The organism is Paenibacillus sp. R14(2021), assembly GCF_019431355.1.
In the GTDB taxonomy this organism is placed as follows: Bacteria; Bacillota; Bacilli; order Paenibacillales; family Paenibacillaceae; genus Paenibacillus_Z.
The window spans coordinates 5,517,677-5,536,256 of sequence record NZ_CP080269.1 but is presented as its reverse complement, the minus strand read 5'-3'; the positions used below and the strand labels follow the sequence as shown (position 1 = coordinate 5,536,256).

Genomic DNA, 18,580 nt, shown 5'->3' with positions numbered 1-18,580 from the left:
CGTCATTCAAATATGCACTGGAAGCGGATCAATTTTCAGCGGATTCTCGACCATCGTAGCCGAATCCTCCGAAATCACATACAGCCTATGGATCAGGACGGATACTTCCTGACCTGGATGAAGCGGCACCTGATCCAAGGAACGATGAGCGGATAACCGATTGCCATTTACTTCGATATCCAATTCCAGATGGGCGCCGCGGAAAAAAATATGGCGGACCTTGCCCTTCTCGGAAGCGGACGGAAACGCGATTTCCTCCTGCCGGCCTACCTCGACGAATTCCGGCCGGATCAGCGCGCGCGCGCCTGACGACAGCGAAGTGCGCTCGAAGCCGCGAAGCCTTCCCGGCTCCTCGACAACGCTGGAGTGGCCGATAAATCCGGCCACGAAAGCCGTCTGCGGATCCGTGTAAATATGAACAGGCGAGCCCTGCTGCTCCAATCGACCCTGCTGCACGATCAGCATTTCATCGGCAACCTCTACCGCCTCATCCTGGTCGTGCGTCACGAAAATCGAGGTAATGCCAAGCTCAGCGATCAGTCCCTTCAGCCAGGTCCGAAGCTCCTTGCGCACCTTGGCATCGATAGCAGCGAACGGCTCGTCGAGCAGCAGCAGATCCGGTCTTGGCGCAAGCGCTCTTGCGAAGGCGACGCGCTGCCGCTGTCCACCCGAGAGCTGATGCGGGTAACGGTGCTCGAAGCCCCGAAGTCCCGTCAAATCCAGCAGCTCGTTGACCCGGTTCTTGATTTCCGCCTTGCTTGTTTTGCGAATCGTTAAGCCAAATGCGATGTTATCGAATACGCTCATATGCTTGAACAGCGCATAGTTCTGGAAGACGAAGCCGATGCCGCGCAGCTGCGGCTGCACATCGTTCACGCGCTTGCCGTTAATGAAGATATCACCTGAATCCGGCGTCTCCAGACCGGCCAGGATGCGAAGCAGTGTCGACTTGCCGCCGCCGCTTGGACCAAGCAGGCCGATCAGCTTGCCGCGCTCGATCGAGAAGCTCACATTCTGAACTGCTTTATGATCGCCAAATGTCTTGTTTACGTTCCGAACCTCGATATGCATCGTCAGTTCTCCTCCTTCGGAAGCTGCCCGGTTGTTTTCCACTCGATAAAGCTCTTCACGACCAGCGTCACCAATGCCAGCATGACGAGCAGAGACGCCACTGCAAACGAAGCGGAGAATTGATATTCGTTGTACAAGATTTCAATATGAAGCGGCAGCGTATTCGTCTCTCCGCGAATGTGCCCGGATACGACGGACACTGCACCGAACTCGCCCATCGCCCTTGCATTGCAGAGAATGACGCCATACAGCAGGCCCCACTTGATATTCGGCAGCGTAACGCGCCAGAAGATTTGCCAGCCCTTCGCGCCAAGGCTCGCGGCGGCTTCTTCCTCTTGAACGCCCTGCGCCTGCATGAGCGGAATGAGCTCTCTCGCTACAAAGGGGAAGGTAACGAAGGTCGTTGCCAGTACGATACCTGGAAGCGCGAAGACGATCTGAATGTTGTGATCGGACAACCACGGACCCAGAAAGCCTTGTGCGCCGAATAAGAGAATAAATACCATACCTGCGATGACCGGCGAGACCGCGAAAGGCAGATCGATCAGCGTGATCAAGATGTTCTTGCCTCGGAACCGGAATTTGCTGATCGCCCAGGCTGCAGCAACCCCGAATAGGGTATTGAGCGGTACGGCGATAACGGCCGTAAGCAGCGTCAATCGCAGCGCCGACCAAGCATCCGGGTCTCTCAGCGCAGCGAAGTAGACTTCCGCGCCGCGCTTAAACGCTTCGATGAACACCGACACCAGCGGCAGCAGCACGACCAGCCCTAGGAAGAGCAGGGAAATCGAGATGAGGACAATACGCACGACCAGCGATTCATTGATATGCTTCGGCCGCTGCGCCGTTTTCTCCGATAAGTGAACCGTAATTGCACCTGCCATGTGGATCCCCTCCTCCTATGCGCTTGCAACGCGGCGATTGCTCCGCCATTGCAAGTAGTTGATGAGCAGCAGCAGCAGGAACGACACCACGAGCATTACAAGCGCTATAGCCGTCGCACCGCGGTAATCGAACTGTTCCAGCTTGGTCATGATGAGCAGCGGCGCGATCTCCGTCTTCATCGGCATATTGCCGGAGATAAAGACGACGGAGCCGTACTCGCCGATCCCTCTAGCGAAAGCAAGCGCGAAACCCGTTAGCAGCGGTGGAATCAGCTCCGGCAGCACGACTCTGCGGAATGTCCGCCAGCGGAAGGCACCCAGCATAACAGCAGCTTCTTCCACTTCGTTATCGAGATCCTGCAGTACCGGCTGCACGGTGCGCACGACGAACGGCAGGCCGATAAAGATCAGCGCCAGTGTAATGCCGATCGGCGTGAATGCCACCTTGATGCCAAGCGGAATGAGCAGTTTGCCGATCCAGCCATTCGGCGCGTAGATCGCCGTCAGCGCAATACCCGCTACGGCGGTCGGCAGCGCAAACGGCAGATCAATCAAGCTGTCGAGCAGCTTCTTACCCGGAAACTTGTAGCGCACCAGTACCCAAGCGATGATCAGACCGAACACGAGATTGACCAGCGCGGCGTAGAACGAAGTCAGGAAACTGATTTTATACGATGCGAGGACCCGGGCGTTAGAGACCGTTTCCCAGAATCGCTCCGGCGTCAAGCCGGATGTTTTGACGAAAATACCGATGAGCGGAATGATAACGATCAAGCTTAAGTAGAAAATCGTAAAACCGAGCGAAAGGCCGAAGCCCGGCAGCACGCTGCGCGGCTTCGCTTTCTTCTTCGCGGAACTCGTCATTCGTAGAGTCAGCTCCTCGCGTCACTTATGAACCGGGCGTATACAATTGATCAAATACGCCGCCATCAGCAAAATGTTTCTTCTGTGCTTCTGCCCAGCCGCCGAAATCGTCGTCGATATTCAGCATTTCGATTGCCGGAAATTGATCTGCGAACTGCTCTGCCACGGAGGCTAGCTGCGGGCGGTAGAAGTTCTGCGCAACGAGCTTCTGGGCCGACTCCGTATACAGGTAGTCAAGGTAAGCCTCGGCAACCTCGCGTGAGCCCTTCTTGTCTACGTTCTTATCCACGATGGCAACCGGAGGCTCTGCCAGGATGCTGAGGGACGGATATACGATGTCGAACTTGTCTTTGCCAAGCTCCTTGACGGACAGCAGCGCTTCATTCTCCCATGCGAGCAGCACGTCGCCGATACCTTTCTCGACAAACGTCGTTGTCGACCCGCGCGCGCCGGAATCCAGAACGGGCACGTTTTTGTAAAGCGCTTTGACGAATGCTTTCGCTTTCTCCTCGTCGCCGTTGCTTTGCTTCAATGCATATCCCCAAGCCGCGAGATAATTCCAACGTGCGCCGCCGCTTGTTTTCGGATTCGGCGTAATGACCTGAACACCCGGTTTCACCAGATCATTCCAGTCCTTGATTCCCTTCGGATTGCCTTTACGAACCAGGAAGACAATCGTCGATGTATAGGGAGAGCTGTTATTATCGAACTTTTGCTGCCAATCCGGATTGATAAGTCCTTTCTGGGCAATGGCGTCGATATCGTAGCCAAGCGCCAGCGTCACGACATCCGCCTTCAATCCGTCGATGACGGCACGGGATTGCGCGCCGGAACCGGCATGAGACTGTTTAATCGTAACGTCTTGGTTATGTTCTTTCTTCCAATAGTCCGCAAATAGTTTATTGTAAGCCTCATACAGCTCACGCGTCGGGTCGTAGGAGACATTCAGAAGCTCGATCGGTCCCTTCGATGCGCTGTCATTCGCTGCAGCAGGTTCTGAAGCGTTGCCGTTTCCCGTGTTTTTGGAGCCGCCGTTGTCAGCTGCTTTCGTACCGGAGTTGTTCGCAGCTTCGTTTGGACCCGAGTCCCATCCGCAGCCGGTCAAAGCGATTGCAAAAGCGATAAAGACCATTAGTACGTGCATCGGTAGAAAGCTTCTCTTTTTCATGTTTGTCATGTAAAAGCACCCCTCGTTTAATCGTTTTACAGATAACTAATGTGTCTCTACGCCGAGTTTGACCGGTAGCAAAAACAAAATTAATCCTACCTGTTTAGTTGGTTATTGATTGAATCATAGCAATGGACAAGCTTCCTTGTCAATTCATTTTTTTGAAATTCTTATCTAAGTTATCAGGTTCATTTATATTTAAATTCATAGTTGACAGGTTGGAATTAAAACCCTTATGATGAGTCCATCGAGCCGACCGGCACACCGGAGGCCCTGACCAATTGCCCTTGCAGCTGCTATGCGAGGGCATTTGCCGGGGCCTCCTTTTTTATTGTGTACTGTTAACTGCCGTCGGAAAACAGATTGATATGGGGAGAGTTGTCTTATGAAGAGAAAGCTGATCAGCGCAGTAACTGCATTAACCCTGCTTCTAACGTTATCGTCTACAAGCTTCGCCGCAATAACCAAACCCGCCAAGCCGGATATCGAGCTTCTGAATGTCTCGTACGATCCGACTCGCGAGCTGTACGAACAGTACAACCATGCCTTCTCTTCCTATTGGAAAGCAAAGACCGGCCAGAAAGTAACGATCAAACAATCGCACGGCGGATCGGGCGCGCAAGCACGTGCTGTTATCGATGGTCTGGAAGCGGACGTTGTCACGCTGGCACTCGCTTATGACATCGACGCCATCCAAAAAGCCGGCTTCATCAATGACGGCTGGGAAAACCGTTTCGCGCATAACAGCTCGCCTTACACCTCGACAATCGTATTCCTGGTCCGCAAAGGTAATCCGAAGAAAATCAAAGACTGGAGCGATCTTGTCAAGAGCAACGTCTCCGTCATCACGCCTAATCCGAAAACAAGCGGCGGCGCGCGCTGGAACTTCCTCGCTGCCTGGGGCTATGCGCTGAAGCAAAACAACAACAGCGAATCGAAAGCGACGGACTTCGTAACGAAGCTCTACAAGAACGTACCGGTTCTGGACTCCGGCGCACGCGGATCGACAACGACGTTCGTCGAGCGCGGCATCGGCGACGTACTGCTGGCTTGGGAGAACGAAGCCTATCTTGCACTGAAGGAGCACGGCAAAGATTTTGAAATCATTACGCCTACCTTCAGCATCCTGGCGGAGCCGCCGGTTGCCGTCGTGAATAAGAACGCCGAGAAGCACGGCACGCGCAACGTTGCGAAGGCATACTTGGATTATCTCTATACTAATGCAGGTCAGCGCATCGTAGCACAGAACTACTACCGGCCGTCGAACATCAACATCGCAGCCGAGTTCACGAAAAAATTCAAAAACGTCGAGCTGACGAACATTCGCGACTTCGGCGGCTGGAACAAGGCGCAGACGAAATTCTTTAACGACGGCGGCGTATTCGATGCCATCTATAAGCCTTAATTGCAGCGTACACAGCGGCATTCGGGTTACAGCTTGCGGGAAAGCAAGTTTAGCCATGCACATGCGGCAGCAAGCAGACAAAAAGCCGGAAGCTCATTGAGCTTCCGGCTTTTTGTCTGTACTGCCCTATGATCAGCCTCCCCGCTTGTTGCGCCCGGTTACATGCACCGTTTGCACATAAGGGCGTATCCGGTCCATCAATCGCTGCCCTTTATGCAATTCGTCGCCGTCCTTGTTCGTAAAGCTGAAATGCTGCTCGATGGCATCGAGTCCGTAGTTGGACGTATAGAAGGTCGGCTTGCGATTCATCCGGTAATTCAGGATGGCGCCCAGCACATGGTCGCGTGCCCACGGATTCAAATTCTCCGCCCCGATATCATCGAAGATCAGCAGATCCGTTTCTTTCAACAAATCGACGGTTTCCTTCAGCTTGCCCTGCTCCAGCATGAGAGACTTCAGGTCCTCGACGAAATCCGGCATATAGACAATCGCGCCGGTAAAGCCCGCCTTCGCCAGCTCATGCAGCATGTAGCACATCAAGAACGTCTTGCCGGTACCGAACGAACCGGTTAAATAAAGCCCCTCCGACTGCAGCCCGTCTTCCTTCGTCCGGTTAATGTAGCTGATGACTTGACCGACGGCTTTCATCCGCTCCACGTCGTTCGTCACGATCTCATCCGCGGAGTAACCCTCCGATAAAGCCCGGTCATCGATATAGAAGCTGCGAATCCGGCTGCGAATCCGATCCTCGCTTCTTCTTGCGATCAGCTTCTTGCAGGCAACCTTACGATCGGTCAACTGCACCAGGCCGCCTGTCGTCTCGCATGACAGCTCCGTGTAGTGGCCTTCGAAATCGTTCGGACAGTTGTCGAGCCCCGGACAGTTGGAACAGCTGCGGTACTCCTTCGTGCACTGATAAATCCGGTTTAAATTGAGCCGGATCGTCGTGTCGTCGAGCTCCGGATATTTAGTACGAAGCAGGCCGACCAGCGGGTCCGCAAGCAGCTCCGCCATTAATTTATCGGCATGCTGCTTCATCGTGCTGCCTCCCGGCATCCCTTTCAGCAGATCGCCAAGCGATTCCATCGTCCTTCACCTCGTTTACGTTGTTTACGTTGATTTGCCGTCGAGCTTGCGAGCCATTCGCCGAATCTCTTCCATCTCTTCGGCCGTCAGCGGCGAACCGCTCGGCGTATCCGGCATAATCGGAATAACCGGCTTGCGGCGGCCTCCTCTTGCTCCGGCAGCGCCCCCGCTTCCGCTGCTATTCCCGCGTATAGCAGGAGCGGTGCTTCCGCTCTCACGGCGGCGCTCCTTGTCCTGCTCCAGCTTCACCTGTTCGCGCACATAGCCGACAGCCTTTTCGAACGAATCGACGCCTTTCACCAGCATGTTGGACGCAACCGCGTCGATATAGGTTTTCGTGACGCGCTGGGAATCGTTCAAGCCTAGAACATAATGAATAAGGACGTTAATTACAGCACCCTGCAGGCGATAATTATGGTCAATCACTTCGAATACGCGTATGAGCCATTCAGGAACGGCCCCGGGGAAAAACTTCGCGATGAACCGGGTATGCGGCTCATTACGCATTAACATATTGTACTGATGGATATCGCAGCGGCCGGCCAGCTGGGCCGGTACTTCCATGTAGAACTCCGACTGCACGGCCACTTCATCCGGCATATCGTCTTGACTGTCCATGGAATCGCTTCGCTCGTTAGCAGCCTTAACGGCTTCGATACGGCCGTATACACGCTGCCGTTCTTCGTTTCGTTTGCGGTCTTGACGGTACATGCCGTTACCGCGCAGCTGCAGCTCTTCCAGCTGAAGCTCCCCGCGAGCCGAGAAGATATCGTCTTCATCCAGCAGACGGCACAAGTCCACGACCGTTAAGTTATACTTGTACGCGACGTAATTCAGCTGTGCGATCGCCTCGTCGTTTCCCCGCAATCGTTCGACGTATTGGCGGTTTACGGAATTGCGCGGAAAACGCATGATGATATCCCCGTATTGAAAGCCCGCCGTTTCGAGCTGCTGCTTCGGCGCTGCCTGCCTCGTCGGCGCAACCTCGGTGAGCGCCTGCTCAAGCTCCGGATCGAAGCCCTGCGTATTCAATCGGAACAGTTCATAGAACGGTACCGAGATGTTCTCCCTGCTCAGCTCCGCCCCCGCCAATTCGTCGGCTTCCTTCGCATAGAACGATTCCCTGAGCGCAATCACCGCATGCTTGCCCACTTTATCCCGAAGCAGAAGCGTCAGGTGGGGGCTGTCGAAGAATTCATCCGGCGACAGCGGCTTAACGAGCTCATATTCATAGGCAACATCGTCGTTGTCCGGCACGCCGAGCCGAGTAACTTGAAGCAGCCCCACCGCTTCCAAGCGGGAAGCTTGGTTCACGAGCTCCTGTCGTCCGCGCTCATGCATGTCCAGTCCCAATCCTAGCAGAAGCTTACGCTGAGGTTCTAGCGATGAATAGCCTACGCGGTCATCTGCGACCTGCTGATAGAGAAGATTATAGAATCCCGCCGCAAAAGCCCCGATCATGGATTGATAAATAAGTCCGATCATCTTGCGATCTACTGCGCTTAGCGAAAAATCGCGAAAGGTGTAATATCGATGATGCTCTGTAAATTGGTGCATGCTGCCGATCCGCATCTCACTCGACTCCATCCGCCTTGTATTCTTTCTACTAGTTTATCATAAAAGAGTCCCGGTTTTCAGGGCGCAAAAAAAAGAAAATTCCCCCTATCCAAGGGAACTTTCCCTATCGATTAGTGTACGAGCCCGCGCTCCGTTCCTTCCTTGACGCCTCGGCCCTCGAGCTCCTTCAGAAGTGCCGCCCGTTCCTCGAACGTATCGGCAATCTCCGGACGCCGCTGCTTGTCCAGCCACTGCGAGATGACGAATGCTGTCGTCGTCGGCTCTCTCGTCAGCAGCTGCCCCTTCGCTCCGATAATGCCGTACAGCTCGCTGCTGGGAAGCTTCCGCCGCAGCACGGCTGCGTTGCTTGCACCTGTTCTGTCCTCCGTGCCGTACAGGAGAAGCACAGGCTGCTTGATGCGTTGAATTTGCCGGTCAAGCTTACTGTCCAGGCAGGCAGCCGTATACTCCCGCCATTTGTCCCGATCGCCCTGCTTCGCCTCCTGATTCAGCGCCTCGAACTCGGCGCGGCTGTTCGCTTCAATCCACGCCGCCTTGAAGGCAATCGTCTCTTTGGGAGCGAGAATGCTTGAAATGTAAGCAGCTTGCAGTCTGGATCGGCTCAGAATATCGGTATAAGACGCTGTACCGGACAACAGAATGCCGCCGGCGAACCGCTCCGGATACAGGAGCAGCGCCGCTAAGGCCGGCATGGATCCCGTGCTGTAGCCGCAAACATACGCTTTCTTAAGCCCCAGCTCGTCCATCAGGAGCCTCATGTCCTCAGCGATCATCGCAAGCGTCAGTTTCCTGCTGCCCCCTGTGCTCAGGCCATGTCCCCGGATATCCCAGCGAATTAGATTGTTGCTGTCCTCCAGCTTGTCCTCGACGCCGACAAACAATCGGCTCGTCAAGCAGGGCGGATGCACACAAATAACAGCCCCCTCTTTCCCGCTATTCATGCGTTCATGCACATGCAAATCAGTATCTCCTACACGAAAAAACGGCACAGCGCATCACCTCGGTTCCACTCGCAATAGCCGCGCACCACACACGCTTCTACCGCTTGCGTTTTCCCTTAGTATGACCGTACCGCCAGCACTTCTTTCATCTTTAGAACATTTTGTAACCGCCGCGACGCAAAGCCCGAATCGTGGCCCCGCTTACATACGCGCCGATCAAGGCCCCGATGGCAGGCAAAATATCGACGAACGTAAAGGAGCTGAAATTACCTCCGAACGTCTTTGTATGATCCCATGTTTGCCAGATGAAAATCGGCACTACTCCGATAACAAAAAAGTAAATCGGAAAAAAGGTTGTTTTGAGCAGCATATTCAAAATAAACCCGATGCCAAACATCATGACAAAAAACAAAACCAGCGCTATGACAAGCTGCAAAATAGTAACGTCTGAATTCATCCCGAATATTCTTCCCCTTTCGCTACGAATAGTGTAGTAGATGGTACAATGGAAGTCAATTTCTATTGACATCTTGTCACAAGTCCGTCATTTGCTCTCCTTTGTTCCATTACGTTACAATGGTAGCGACAAGCATCTACTCATCATTTCACATATAGAGGGAGAGTTAACAATGAGTGAAGCGACACAAACACTTGAAGGCTGGTATGCGCTGCATGACTTCCGCTCCATCGACTGGAGCGCTTGGAAACAAGCCAGCGAACAGGAACGCCAAACCGCTCTTGATGAACTCCATTCGTTTCTGAAGGAATGGCAGTCCATGGAAGATAACAAGCAAGGCAGCACTGCATTCTATGCGATCGTCGGTCAGAAGGCGGATTTCGTCTTCATGCATCTGCGCGAGACGCTGGAAGACCTTAATGCACTCGAGACCGCATTCAACAAAACGAACTTTGCTCAATTCACGTATCCGGTTCACTCCTATGTGAGCGTCGTCGAGCTGAGCAATTACATGCACATGGCCAAACCTGGCTCGGATCCGATGGAAAACCCTGAGATCATAGCCCGTTTGAAGCCGGCTCTGCCAAAATGGAACCACATCTGCTTCTACCCCATGAACAAGCGCCGTCAAGGCAACGACAACTGGTATATGCTCCCGATGGATGCACGCCGCGAAATGATGCGCAGCCACAGCATGATCGGACGCTCGTATGCCGGTAAAGTGAAACAAATTATTACCGGTTCCGTCGGCTTCGACGACTGGGAATGGGGCGTTACCCTGTTCGCAGAGGATGCCTTGCAATTCAAGAAGCTCGTGTACGAGATGCGCTTCGATGAAGTCAGCGCCCGCTATGGCGATTTCGGTGACTTCTATGTCGGCAATCGCATAACCGACGCAATTCTGGAACAGATGTTCAGCCTGTAATGAACACAAGAAAGCGGATGAAACGCCGACTGCCGGCGCCTCATCCGCTTATTTATTCATTAGTCCTCATCGTCTTCTTCTAGAAGACGCTTCGCTTCCAAATACGCTTCCGTCTGACGGTCGCGCTCTCTGCCCTTCTCCTTCAACCGTTCGATAGCCGGAAGAATAAGAATGTCGACTTCCTTCTGCACCGTATAAGACAAATCATGCCTATTCTGCGACTCCAGATACGAACCGACTTCCATGAGCGCATTGTAGCGATCCAGTTCATCGCGCATTAACAGACCGCGAACTTGCACGCTGCAGTGGCGCATTACAGGAATTTTCCTTTACGGATAACGAGTGGAATGCCGCCGATCGTGTACAGGTAGCGAATATCGATCGCTTTCTTCAGCATCGCAGCGACGCCGCCTTTATACTTCTTGCCGAAAGCTAGACCAACAGCTTCGCCTTTCCCCAAGGATGCAACGGTACCTTTGTTCTTGAACTCGAATTTCTTCTGCGGCTGATTACGGATCGAAGCCACCAGATTATGCGCGCAGACAACGCCTTGCTGCATCGCGATTTGCGCAGTCGGCGGATATGGACGGCCCTCCGGATTAAACATCAGGGAGTTATCGCCGACAACATAGATATTCTCATGCCCCGGCGTACGCAGGAAATCATCCACTTTCACACGGCCGCGCATCGTTTCGATGCCCGCTTCCTCGATCAGGCGGTTTCCGCGTACCCCTGCTGCCCAGATCACGGTTGCCGAACGAATTTCCTCGTTGTCGCCGACGATAACGCCGTCGGCCGTGCATTCTTTGATCGCCGTGCCGATTCGGAAGGTTACGCCCTTCTTGGTCAGTACCTGCATCGCATATTCAACAAGCTCCGGATCAAAGCCAGGCAGGGCTGTCGGAGCTGCTTCTACGTTGTAAATTTTCACAAGCGCGGGATCGACGTCGTTCTGTTTAGCAAGCTCGGGCAGACGGTCGGCAAGCTCGCCGACAAATTCAATACCCGTAAAACCAGCGCCGCCGACTACGAACGTCAAATAGTCCGTACGATGGGGTTCGCGTTTGTAACGAGCAAATTGATATTCAATGTGCTCGCGAATCAGACGAACGGAATTGATGCTGCGAATATTCATGGCATGTTCCAGCATGCCTGGAATACCGAACGTTTCGGGTTCTCCACCGAGACCGATAACCAGGTAATCATAGGACAGCGTTCCGTCTTCAAGAATAACTTTCTTATCCTGCGTACGGATTTGCACGACGGTAGATTTGACGAAGTCGATTTTAAACTCATCAATCAGCTTGGAAATACTTACACGTGCATTTTCGGTCTTATCCGTACCCGCTGCAGGCATATGCAGATGCGTCGTGAAGTAATGATAATCATGCTTGTTGACAAGTGTAACGTCGGCTTCGTTGTAGTTAAGTTCCTTCTGAAGTCGAAGTGCTGTCAGTATACCTCCGTAACCGGCACCCAAAATCACAATCTTCGGTATGTTGCTCATCGCAGAATCCCATCCATTCGTAATTTCTTTTCTTTTTCTATGATTGTGAAAAATTACACAAATACAGATAATGCACTATGATTTGTTTCCTGTAGTGTGCGAATGAAAACTTCTTTTTTGAACAATTCACCGGGTGTCATTCTTTCGACATATCTATATCTAATACCTCACATATTACAAACTTTTTCATTAAAGTTCAAGGGTAAAATATACGAAAATCTTTAGAACAACATCCAATTTCCTTATTTCGCTTTAGCCTGCCGAAGCTATATAATGTACAGGAAGAAGTCCGTAATTTGCTTGTGATTTCAATCAAATTTCATCAGCTTTTGGAGGTGTCAACTGTGTCAATCACTGCTGTTTCCCCTCAGGTCGATATTGCCATCATCGGCGGCGGTCCAACCGGCATGTTCGCTGCTTTCTACTGCGGCATGCGTCAGGCATCCGTCAAAATCATCGAAAGTATGCCGCAGCTGGGCGGGCAGCTCGCTGCGCTCTATCCGGAAAAACATATTTACGATGTAGCCGGTTTCCCAAAAGTCACTGCAGGCGAGCTTGTCGAGCAATTAAAGAAGCAAATGGAGCATTTCAAGCCGGACGTTCATTTGGAAGAGAAGGTCGTGGAGGTCATAAAACGGGATGAACGCGATTTTGCGATCGTCACGGACAAAACAACGCATTACGCCAAATCGGTCATTATCACGGCCGGCGTCGGCGCTTTCGAACCCCGCCGTCTCGAGCTCGAAGAAGCGGTTAACTACGAGAAGCAGAATTTACATTATTTCATCAGTGATTTAAGCCGATTTCAAGGCAAGCATGTTCTCATCAGCGGGGGCGGAGATTCCGCAGTCGATTGGTCATTGATGCTGGAGCCGATTGCCGCCAGCGTGACCCTCATCCACCGCCGCGATAAATTCAGAGCGCACGAGCACAGCGTTGAGAATTTAATGAATTCCAGCGTCAACGTCCTTACACCTTACGAAATCACTTCCCTGCACGGCACCCACCAGATCGAGCGTCTTACGCTCCAGCATGTCAAGACGGCCGAAACGGTGGAAATGCCCATTGATGCCGTCATCGTCAACTTCGGCTTTGTCTCCTCGCTCGGCCCCATCGCAGAATGGGGACTTGCGATCGACGGCGGATCAATCGTCGTGGATTCCCGCATGGAAACCAGCATACCGGGCATCTTCGCCGCAGGAGATATTACGACTTATCCCGGCAAGCTGAAACTGATCGCAGTCGGATTCGGCGAAGCGCCTACCGCGGTCAATAATGCCAAGGTATATGTTGATCCGACAGCCAAGCTGTCACCGGGACATAGCAGCAGCATGAAGCTGTAATCGCGAAATGAAGCATGTAAATGAAATAAAAAAGGGTATCCTATTCCAAAGCCGGCTGCAGTGCTTGCATGCTGCGCGGCAAAGGAGGGTACCCTTTCGCTATGTTATGTCCTATTTGCAACGGCCTTGAGCAATTAACGTTTACATGTCCCGTTTGCTCGCTGCAGACTGACGACTTTGGCAGACCGGTTGATCTTACAGCCCCGTATGCTCCATACCAGCCGGATGATCGTTATTCTAACGCCTTGACGGCTTCTATTCTTTCTCCTGTGGAGCAAAGCTGCAGTCATATCGTATATTGCCATAACTGCGATGTTTCTTATGAAACACTCGTTCCTAAATGGCCTAGTGACAGCTGATCATGGAAGAATTCACGTTAGGCGGTATTACGAAAGGATTCCGGACTAATTTGCCTGCGCATTAATTCATCATTAAGCATTTGAATAAATTCAATTTCCAGATTGTACTTGTTCGCGGCCATGTAAGCATCGAGCAGCAATTCATCTGACAGCTGATTCATATCCATAAGCCCCCTTTCCTCTTACTTCCAATTTGATCTTAGCATGTCCTAATAGGATAGAACAAGCGTTCTGATTATCCACATCCCCTTGTGGACAGCATGTGAGTAGCTTGTGAATAATCGTCGAATAAACAGGAAATAACAGGTGGGATATTGTGGATACGGTTATGCACAGCCTGTAAACTGCTTCAAATGATAAAAAACTTTAATGGCATTCTATGAATCTATTAATTGTGCATATGGTATTCGAAGCCTGTTATTGAGGCCTTGTATTCACTTCGAAAATCCATATCTTCCCGCTCTGATCAATGCCGAAGTCAAAGCCTAGCTGACCGATGCCGGGAAACCGGTTCTCCAATACTTCAGTGGACAGCTGCGTCAACGTGCGCATTTCCTTTTTTTTCGTGCCGACTACAGCGCTGGAGAACGAGCGGCGTATTCCCTCCGAACCGCTGAGCAATGTGCCCCCGCGGCAAATATTCGTTACGAATAGTCCCGGTTTGGCTAATCTGCCGACAATTGCTGAGATGAGCCATTTTCCATCCAATTGCTTGACATATTTGACGCGATAATCAATCGGTCTGCCGCTGATCGTGGCCAGGCTGATTCCCTTCTGGATGAGGTAGCGCCTCCCGTTTCGTTTGGAATTCAACGATTTATAGAGCCCCTCGAAGCTTTGAAAGTGATTTGTTTTCGAATAATACGTGTACTTGTAGCTGCCTCCTTCCCGCGATACCTTAATAACCCCGTGGCCGCCTGCGCCGCGAACCGGCTTCACGACGACCATACTGTGCTGATTCAACATGCTGCTCAAATTTTCTTTGGAGAACATGCGAGACGGCGGGATATGCGGTGCGATCTGCGCGTGCGAGAGCAGCGCCTCCGTTTTCGCCCATTTGCTTGCAAGCTGCCTTCCTTGTTCATTACCCATATCATTTGTCCTCCATTCATACCATCCTAATAGACAGCATATGCCTCTCTATCTCTCTACTCTTGGATGATTGATATGGTCAACTCGCCTGATTTAGTAGGCTGATAGAGGAGCAGCATTATTGCCCGGGGAATAGCCTAGGAATCGTTCAGGCTCACTTCCATCTTCCAAGCAGCATTATGAATGGATGATTCGCCAGCCTTCAGAATAGGCTTGCCCAAAGAACGAACGCGAAATGCGAAGAAGGCTTACGCCCTTGAGCGCAAGCCTTCTTGTAATGACCGTTATGCAAATAGATAGACATACCTTCCGTATCCTTCACGCTCAAGACTGTTTTTGGGTATGAATCGCAGCGAGGCAGAATTGATTCGATAGTAAGGCGGGTGTCCTTCTTGCATGAGATACCCGAGATGGGCATTCGATAATCGGCTTCGAATCGCCGTCCGTACAAGCCCGCTGCTGAAGTCTGCCTCCCGAGTCAGGAAACCTTCTTCAAGCGGCTTCAAGAAGGTCGGCCAGCCTGTACCGGAATCGAATTTATCCTTGGAGCTGAACAGCGGATCACCACTCACGATATCCGCGTATATGCCCTCGTCCGTATTTGCCCAATACTCGTTCTCGAAAGCCGGCTCCGTCGTTTTGTTTTGCGTGACCTCGAATTGGATATCCGTCAGCTGCTTTCTGAGCCGCTCCCTATCTTTCTTGCCATGCCAGTATTTTGCGGCAAACTCATTTCGCCCAGAGTGGTCTCGGTACAGATTGTAATTCCGTATATGGGTTTTGTAATAGTCTTGATGATACTCCTCCGCCGGATAGAACGTGCTTGCCTGAACAATTTCGGTTACGATCGGCCCTTTGAATCGTCCGCTTGCTTTGAGCGCAAGCTTAGAGGCTACGGCTTGCTCCCGCTGCTCTTCATTATGTACGAATATCGCAGTCCGGTACGAATATCCGCGATCTTGAAATTGCCCCCCCTTATCCGTAGGGTCGATCAGCTGCCAGTAAATATCGAGCAGCCGCCCATAGGGGAACAATGCCGGTTGAAACGTAATTTGCACCGCCTCGGCATGTCCAGTCGTTTCAGAAGCGACCTCATCATAAGTTGGATTACTCGAATGCCCGCCTGTATAGCCAGATACGACGGAGACAATACCGGGCAGCTGATCAAACGGCTTCACCATGCACCAGAAGCAGCCTCCCGCAAAGGTGGCCAGCTGTTCGTTCTCTGCCCCCATTCCATTCACCTCCAATCTCGATTCGTTTCTCACCTCTTAAACTGCGATAAAAAAACCTTCATGATCCATGTGGATCACGAAGGCAGATTTATGGAGAATACGCGCAAGCAGGCTGCTTGGCAAACTCTATATTCGGTTCGCTTAGCAAGGCTCCGCTGCGGGATTCCCTGCTTCAGTCGCCGTACGGAACGAGGAGCCGCATCCGCAGGTTGCGGTAGCGTTCGGATTCGTAATCGTGAACCCGCCGCCCATGCCGGCTTCCTTCCAATCGATCTCAAGCCCGTTCAAGTATTTCATGCTGTCGCCGTCCACGACAACTTTAAGTCCATTGAATTCCATCTCTTGATCGGTCGACGCCACGGCATCGTCAAATCCCATATTGTATGAAAAACCGCTGCAGCCGCCTTCCTTTACGCCAACACGCAGAAACAACTCCGGTGCAGCCTCGGCCTCCAGCATTTCTTTGATCTTCTCGTTTGCCAATTCGCTGATTGTAATCATGTTACCCCTCCTTCAGTCTTCGTCCATAAACTCACTTACGATTATATAGTTAAGTATACTGCACTTCCATGCCAGACTCAATACGCGCATATCCGTTGATGGCATGCAGTGCCTTATCTTGGCAAGACATAGAGCATAATCGCGAAGAAGTGAAGCACCGTGCCTCCAAGCACGAACAAATGCCAAACCGCATGATGGTACTTGAAGCTGCGCCACATATAGAAAAAGGTACCGAAGGTATAGAGCAAGCCGCCCGCAAGGAGCAGATGCAGACCGCCCGCAGCGATGTTCGCCTTCAGCGGCCCCCAAGCAATGACAAGCATCCACCCCATCAGTAGATAGACGATGGTCGACGTGAATAGAAACCGGGAAGCGAAGAAAACCTTGAATACGACGCCGCATAACGCAAGTCCCCACACGATGCCGAACAACGTCCAGCCCTCTGTGCCTTTAACGCCATGAAGCACGATCGGCGTATAGGTGCCGGCGATAAACAAATAGATGCAGGCATGATCGATAATTTCGAATATCCGCTTCCATTTGCCTTCCGGGAAACTGTGCACGAGCGTAGACGCTACATAGAGCAGCAGCATCATCGAGCCGTAAATCGTAAAGCTGACCACATGAAAGGCATCCCCGTCAAGGACTGCAAAAACAATCAGCAGCACCAGCGCTGCAACGCTTAACATCGAGCCGAAGCCGTGCGTTATGGCATTCGCGATTTCTTCTCGCCTGGAATAGGTGTGTGTATTCGCCATGTTTGACCTCTTATCTGTTGATTTCTTATGTCTGCTTTTATTGTACTGCAAAAACATGCCAGATCAAAACTGGCAGCGGGTTTAGAAAATCTCTTCCAGCCATTTGGTTCGTTGGGATGAGTTAATAGTTGCCGCACTTTGGAATGAGGTTTATAATCATGGTGAGCTGTTTGTGGGGGTTTTTAGGGAAGAAGAAAGTAATTTTTTTCACAAAGTATTAAATTCTTTATACTTTCACACCGGACCAGTAATTGTGTGCCCGGCGGACAAGGAGGAAGCCGTCATGAATGTGGCATTACCGACAGAAATCAAACAGATGCAAGCGATCGTGGAGAAGGTTCGTGCAGGCGAACGTCTAACGCGTGAAGACGGAGAGTTTCTATATCGCTCCGACGACTTGCTCACGATTGGCCAACTGGCCAATGAAGTGAATCTGAAGAAAAACGGCCGCAAGGTCTACTTTATTGAAAACATGAGCCTGTACTTCACGAACGTATGCGAAGCGCACTGCGCGTTCTGCAATTTCCGCAAGGACGAGGGCCAAGAAGGCGCCTATACACTGAGCGGAGCAGAGATGATTGCATACGTCGAACAGCATATCCATTCGGATGTGCGTGAATTCCACATCGTTGGCGGACATAACCCGCATGTACCGTTCCAATACTATGTGGATTCCTTGAAAGCATTGAACGAGCGTTTCCCGGATGTTGCGCTTAAAGCCTATACAGCTGCGGAAATCGACTTCTTCTCCCGCATCAGCGGACTAAGCTACAAAGAAGTCATTGAAGAATTAATGAAAGCAGGCCTTCAAAGCTTGACAGGCGGCGGTGCCGAAATCCTCTCCGACGAATACCGCAAAAAAATGCGTGTCGATAAAGCCGACGTTTCGCAATATCTTGAAGTTCACCGCGTTGCCCATAATCTCGGCCTTCGTACACACACGACCATGCTTTACGGCTCCGTCGAAAAGAAAGAAGACCGCATCCATCACATGCTCCAAATCCGCGATCTGCAGGATGAAACGAACGGCTTCCAAGTGTTCATCCCGCTATCCATGCAGCCGATTAGTCCGAAAGCAAGCATCCGCCGCCGGAATTCTGCATTCGACGACCTGAAAGCCATTGCGATCAGCCGCCTCATGCTCGATAATTTCCAGCATATTAAAGCTTATTTTATAAATATCGGGACGCAATTGACTCAGGTAGCGCTTACAATGGGCGCTTCCGACGTTCACGGCACGATGGTCAAAGAAAGAATCAGTCACGCTGCAGGCGCATTGACACCGGAGGGCATCACACGCGAGGATCTGATCTGGCTCATTAAAGGAGCAGGACGAATCCCGGTAGAACGAGACACATTTTATAATGAAGTTCGGGTATTTGAATAACAAGTTTTCCCTTGACCTT

19 protein-coding genes are annotated in these 18,580 nt (G+C 51.7%); 4 read left to right on the top strand and 15 right to left on the bottom strand.

What is annotated here, in order from left to right; all coding sequences use genetic code 11:
• Positions 1-6: 6 nt before the first annotated feature.
• From KXU80_RS25680 to KXU80_RS25665, 4 genes are read right to left on the bottom strand one after another with little or no spacing between them, the layout of a single operon-like run.
• The gene (locus tag KXU80_RS25680) at positions 7-1,071 is read right to left on the bottom strand and encodes an ABC transporter ATP-binding protein (RefSeq protein ID WP_219835919.1); all 1,065 of its coding nucleotides are present in this window, start codon (positions 1,069-1,071) and stop codon (positions 7-9) included.
• 2 nt (positions 1,072-1,073) lie between these two features.
• Positions 1,074-1,955, bottom strand: coding sequence for a sulfate ABC transporter permease subunit CysW (gene cysW / locus KXU80_RS25675; RefSeq protein ID WP_219835918.1), 882 nt, complete (start codon positions 1,953-1,955; stop codon positions 1,074-1,076).
• Between the two features lie 15 nt (positions 1,956-1,970).
• Complete coding sequence (gene cysT, locus KXU80_RS25670) at positions 1,971-2,819, bottom strand: sulfate ABC transporter permease subunit CysT (RefSeq protein WP_219835917.1); 849 nt, start codon at positions 2,817-2,819, stop codon at positions 1,971-1,973.
• A 25-nt stretch (positions 2,820-2,844) separates the two neighbouring features.
• Positions 2,845-3,987, bottom strand: coding sequence for a sulfate ABC transporter substrate-binding protein (locus tag KXU80_RS25665; protein WP_258171495.1), 1,143 nt, complete (start codon positions 3,985-3,987; stop codon positions 2,845-2,847).
• A 385-nt stretch (positions 3,988-4,372) separates the two neighbouring features.
• Here KXU80_RS25665 and KXU80_RS25660 point away from each other — a divergent pair, with 385 nt between their 5' ends.
• Positions 4,373-5,392: a sulfate ABC transporter substrate-binding protein gene (locus KXU80_RS25660; RefSeq protein ID WP_219835916.1), complete on the top strand. Its 1,020-nt coding sequence runs from the start codon at positions 4,373-4,375 to the stop codon at positions 5,390-5,392.
• A 132-nt stretch (positions 5,393-5,524) separates the two neighbouring features.
• Here KXU80_RS25660 and dnaI read toward each other — a convergent pair whose 3' ends face one another.
• The 4 genes from dnaI to KXU80_RS25640 all read right to left on the bottom strand — a co-directional run bounded on the left by dnaI (position 5,525) and on the right by KXU80_RS25640 (position 9,454).
• Complete coding sequence (dnaI, locus tag KXU80_RS25655; protein WP_219835915.1) at positions 5,525-6,478, bottom strand: primosomal protein DnaI; 954 nt, start codon at positions 6,476-6,478, stop codon at positions 5,525-5,527.
• A 24-nt stretch (positions 6,479-6,502) separates the two neighbouring features.
• Positions 6,503-8,050, bottom strand: coding sequence for a replication initiation and membrane attachment family protein (locus KXU80_RS25650; protein ID WP_219835914.1), 1,548 nt, complete (start codon positions 8,048-8,050; stop codon positions 6,503-6,505).
• A 116-nt stretch (positions 8,051-8,166) separates the two neighbouring features.
• The gene (locus tag KXU80_RS25645; RefSeq protein ID WP_258171494.1) at positions 8,167-9,009 is read right to left on the bottom strand and encodes an alpha/beta fold hydrolase; all 843 of its coding nucleotides are present in this window, start codon (positions 9,007-9,009) and stop codon (positions 8,167-8,169) included.
• Positions 9,010-9,148: 139 nt separating this feature from the next.
• A complete protein-coding gene (locus KXU80_RS25640; RefSeq protein WP_258171154.1) occupies positions 9,149-9,454 on the bottom strand; it encodes a YuiB family protein in 306 nt (101 codons plus the stop codon).
• Between the two features lie 172 nt (positions 9,455-9,626).
• Here KXU80_RS25640 and hemQ point away from each other — a divergent pair, with 172 nt between their 5' ends.
• Positions 9,627-10,379: a hydrogen peroxide-dependent heme synthase gene (gene hemQ / locus KXU80_RS25635; RefSeq protein ID WP_219835912.1), complete on the top strand. Its 753-nt coding sequence runs from the start codon at positions 9,627-9,629 to the stop codon at positions 10,377-10,379.
• Positions 10,380-10,438: 59 nt separating this feature from the next.
• Here the strand turns inward: hemQ and KXU80_RS25630 are convergent, their stop codons facing one another.
• Both KXU80_RS25630 and KXU80_RS25625 read right to left on the bottom strand, forming a co-directional pair.
• Positions 10,439-10,693, bottom strand: a complete 255-nt coding sequence (locus tag KXU80_RS25630; protein ID WP_219835911.1) for a hypothetical protein — start codon at positions 10,691-10,693, stop codon at positions 10,439-10,441.
• Positions 10,693-11,886: an NAD(P)/FAD-dependent oxidoreductase gene (locus KXU80_RS25625; RefSeq protein ID WP_219835910.1), complete on the bottom strand. Its 1,194-nt coding sequence runs from the start codon at positions 11,884-11,886 to the stop codon at positions 10,693-10,695. Before KXU80_RS25625 ends, KXU80_RS25630 begins: the two co-directional genes overlap by 1 nt.
• Before the next feature lie 407 nt (positions 11,887-12,293).
• Between KXU80_RS25625 and KXU80_RS25620 the strand changes: the two genes are divergently transcribed.
• Positions 12,294-13,229 carry an NAD(P)/FAD-dependent oxidoreductase gene (locus KXU80_RS25620; RefSeq protein WP_219839248.1) on the top strand — a complete coding sequence of 312 codons (936 nt, stop codon included), beginning with the start codon at positions 12,294-12,296 and terminating at the stop codon, positions 13,227-13,229.
• A 376-nt stretch (positions 13,230-13,605) separates the two neighbouring features.
• Here KXU80_RS25620 and sda read toward each other — a convergent pair whose 3' ends face one another.
• The 5 genes from sda to KXU80_RS25595 all read right to left on the bottom strand — a co-directional run bounded on the left by sda (position 13,606) and on the right by KXU80_RS25595 (position 17,174).
• Entirely contained in the window at positions 13,606-13,749 is a 144-nt protein-coding gene (sda, locus tag KXU80_RS25615; protein WP_219835909.1) for a sporulation histidine kinase inhibitor Sda, read from the bottom strand.
• Between the two features lie 256 nt (positions 13,750-14,005).
• Positions 14,006-14,680: a YheC/YheD family protein gene (locus tag KXU80_RS25610; protein WP_219835908.1), complete on the bottom strand. Its 675-nt coding sequence runs from the start codon at positions 14,678-14,680 to the stop codon at positions 14,006-14,008.
• Between the two features lie 284 nt (positions 14,681-14,964).
• A complete protein-coding gene (msrA, locus tag KXU80_RS25605) occupies positions 14,965-15,915 on the bottom strand; it encodes a peptide-methionine (S)-S-oxide reductase MsrA (RefSeq protein ID WP_219835907.1) in 951 nt (316 codons plus the stop codon).
• 141 nt (positions 15,916-16,056) lie between these two features.
• Positions 16,057-16,416, bottom strand: a complete 360-nt coding sequence (locus KXU80_RS25600; protein WP_219835906.1) for a HesB/IscA family protein — start codon at positions 16,414-16,416, stop codon at positions 16,057-16,059.
• A 113-nt stretch (positions 16,417-16,529) separates the two neighbouring features.
• Positions 16,530-17,174, bottom strand: a complete 645-nt coding sequence (locus KXU80_RS25595; RefSeq protein ID WP_219835905.1) for a PAQR family membrane homeostasis protein TrhA — start codon at positions 17,172-17,174, stop codon at positions 16,530-16,532.
• A gap of 283 nt (positions 17,175-17,457) precedes the next feature.
• Here KXU80_RS25595 and mqnE point away from each other — a divergent pair, with 283 nt between their 5' ends.
• The gene (gene mqnE, locus KXU80_RS25590; protein ID WP_219835904.1) at positions 17,458-18,561 is read left to right on the top strand and encodes an aminofutalosine synthase MqnE; all 1,104 of its coding nucleotides are present in this window, start codon (positions 17,458-17,460) and stop codon (positions 18,559-18,561) included.
• Positions 18,562-18,580: the final 19 nt, after the last annotated feature.

Bases quoted from the DNA above. Each gene is read 5' to 3' on its own strand.
- KXU80_RS25680 (WP_219835919.1), bottom strand. From the start codon at position 1,071: ATGCATATCGAGGTTCGGAACGTAAACAAGACATTTGGCGATCATAAA.
- cysW (WP_219835918.1), bottom strand. From the start codon at position 1,955: ATGGCAGGTGCAATTACGGTTCACTTATCGGAGAAAACGGCGCAGCGG.
- cysT (WP_219835917.1), bottom strand. From the start codon at position 2,819: ATGACGAGTTCCGCGAAGAAGAAAGCGAAGCCGCGCAGCGTGCTGCCG.
- KXU80_RS25665 (WP_258171495.1), bottom strand. From the start codon at position 3,987: ATGAAAAAGAGAAGCTTTCTACCGATGCACGTACTAATGGTCTTTATC.
- KXU80_RS25660 (WP_219835916.1), top strand. From the start codon at position 4,373: ATGAAGAGAAAGCTGATCAGCGCAGTAACTGCATTAACCCTGCTTCTA.
- dnaI (WP_219835915.1), bottom strand. From the start codon at position 6,478: ATGGAATCGCTTGGCGATCTGCTGAAAGGGATGCCGGGAGGCAGCACG.
- KXU80_RS25650 (WP_219835914.1), bottom strand. From the start codon at position 8,050: ATGCGGATCGGCAGCATGCACCAATTTACAGAGCATCATCGATATTAC.
- KXU80_RS25640 (WP_258171154.1), bottom strand. From the start codon at position 9,454: ATGAATTCAGACGTTACTATTTTGCAGCTTGTCATAGCGCTGGTTTTG.
- hemQ (WP_219835912.1), top strand. From the start codon at position 9,627: ATGAGTGAAGCGACACAAACACTTGAAGGCTGGTATGCGCTGCATGAC.
- KXU80_RS25630 (WP_219835911.1), bottom strand. From the start codon at position 10,693: ATGCGCCACTGCAGCGTGCAAGTTCGCGGTCTGTTAATGCGCGATGAA.
- KXU80_RS25625 (WP_219835910.1), bottom strand. From the start codon at position 11,886: ATGAGCAACATACCGAAGATTGTGATTTTGGGTGCCGGTTACGGAGGT.
- KXU80_RS25620 (WP_219839248.1), top strand. From the start codon at position 12,294: ATGTTCGCTGCTTTCTACTGCGGCATGCGTCAGGCATCCGTCAAAATC.
- sda (WP_219835909.1), bottom strand. From the start codon at position 13,749: ATGAATCAGCTGTCAGATGAATTGCTGCTCGATGCTTACATGGCCGCG.
- KXU80_RS25610 (WP_219835908.1), bottom strand. From the start codon at position 14,680: ATGGGTAATGAACAAGGAAGGCAGCTTGCAAGCAAATGGGCGAAAACG.
- msrA (WP_219835907.1), bottom strand. From the start codon at position 15,915: ATGGGGGCAGAGAACGAACAGCTGGCCACCTTTGCGGGAGGCTGCTTC.
- KXU80_RS25600 (WP_219835906.1), bottom strand. From the start codon at position 16,416: ATGATTACAATCAGCGAATTGGCAAACGAGAAGATCAAAGAAATGCTG.
- KXU80_RS25595 (WP_219835905.1), bottom strand. From the start codon at position 17,174: ATGGCGAATACACACACCTATTCCAGGCGAGAAGAAATCGCGAATGCC.
- mqnE (WP_219835904.1), top strand. From the start codon at position 17,458: ATGAATGTGGCATTACCGACAGAAATCAAACAGATGCAAGCGATCGTG.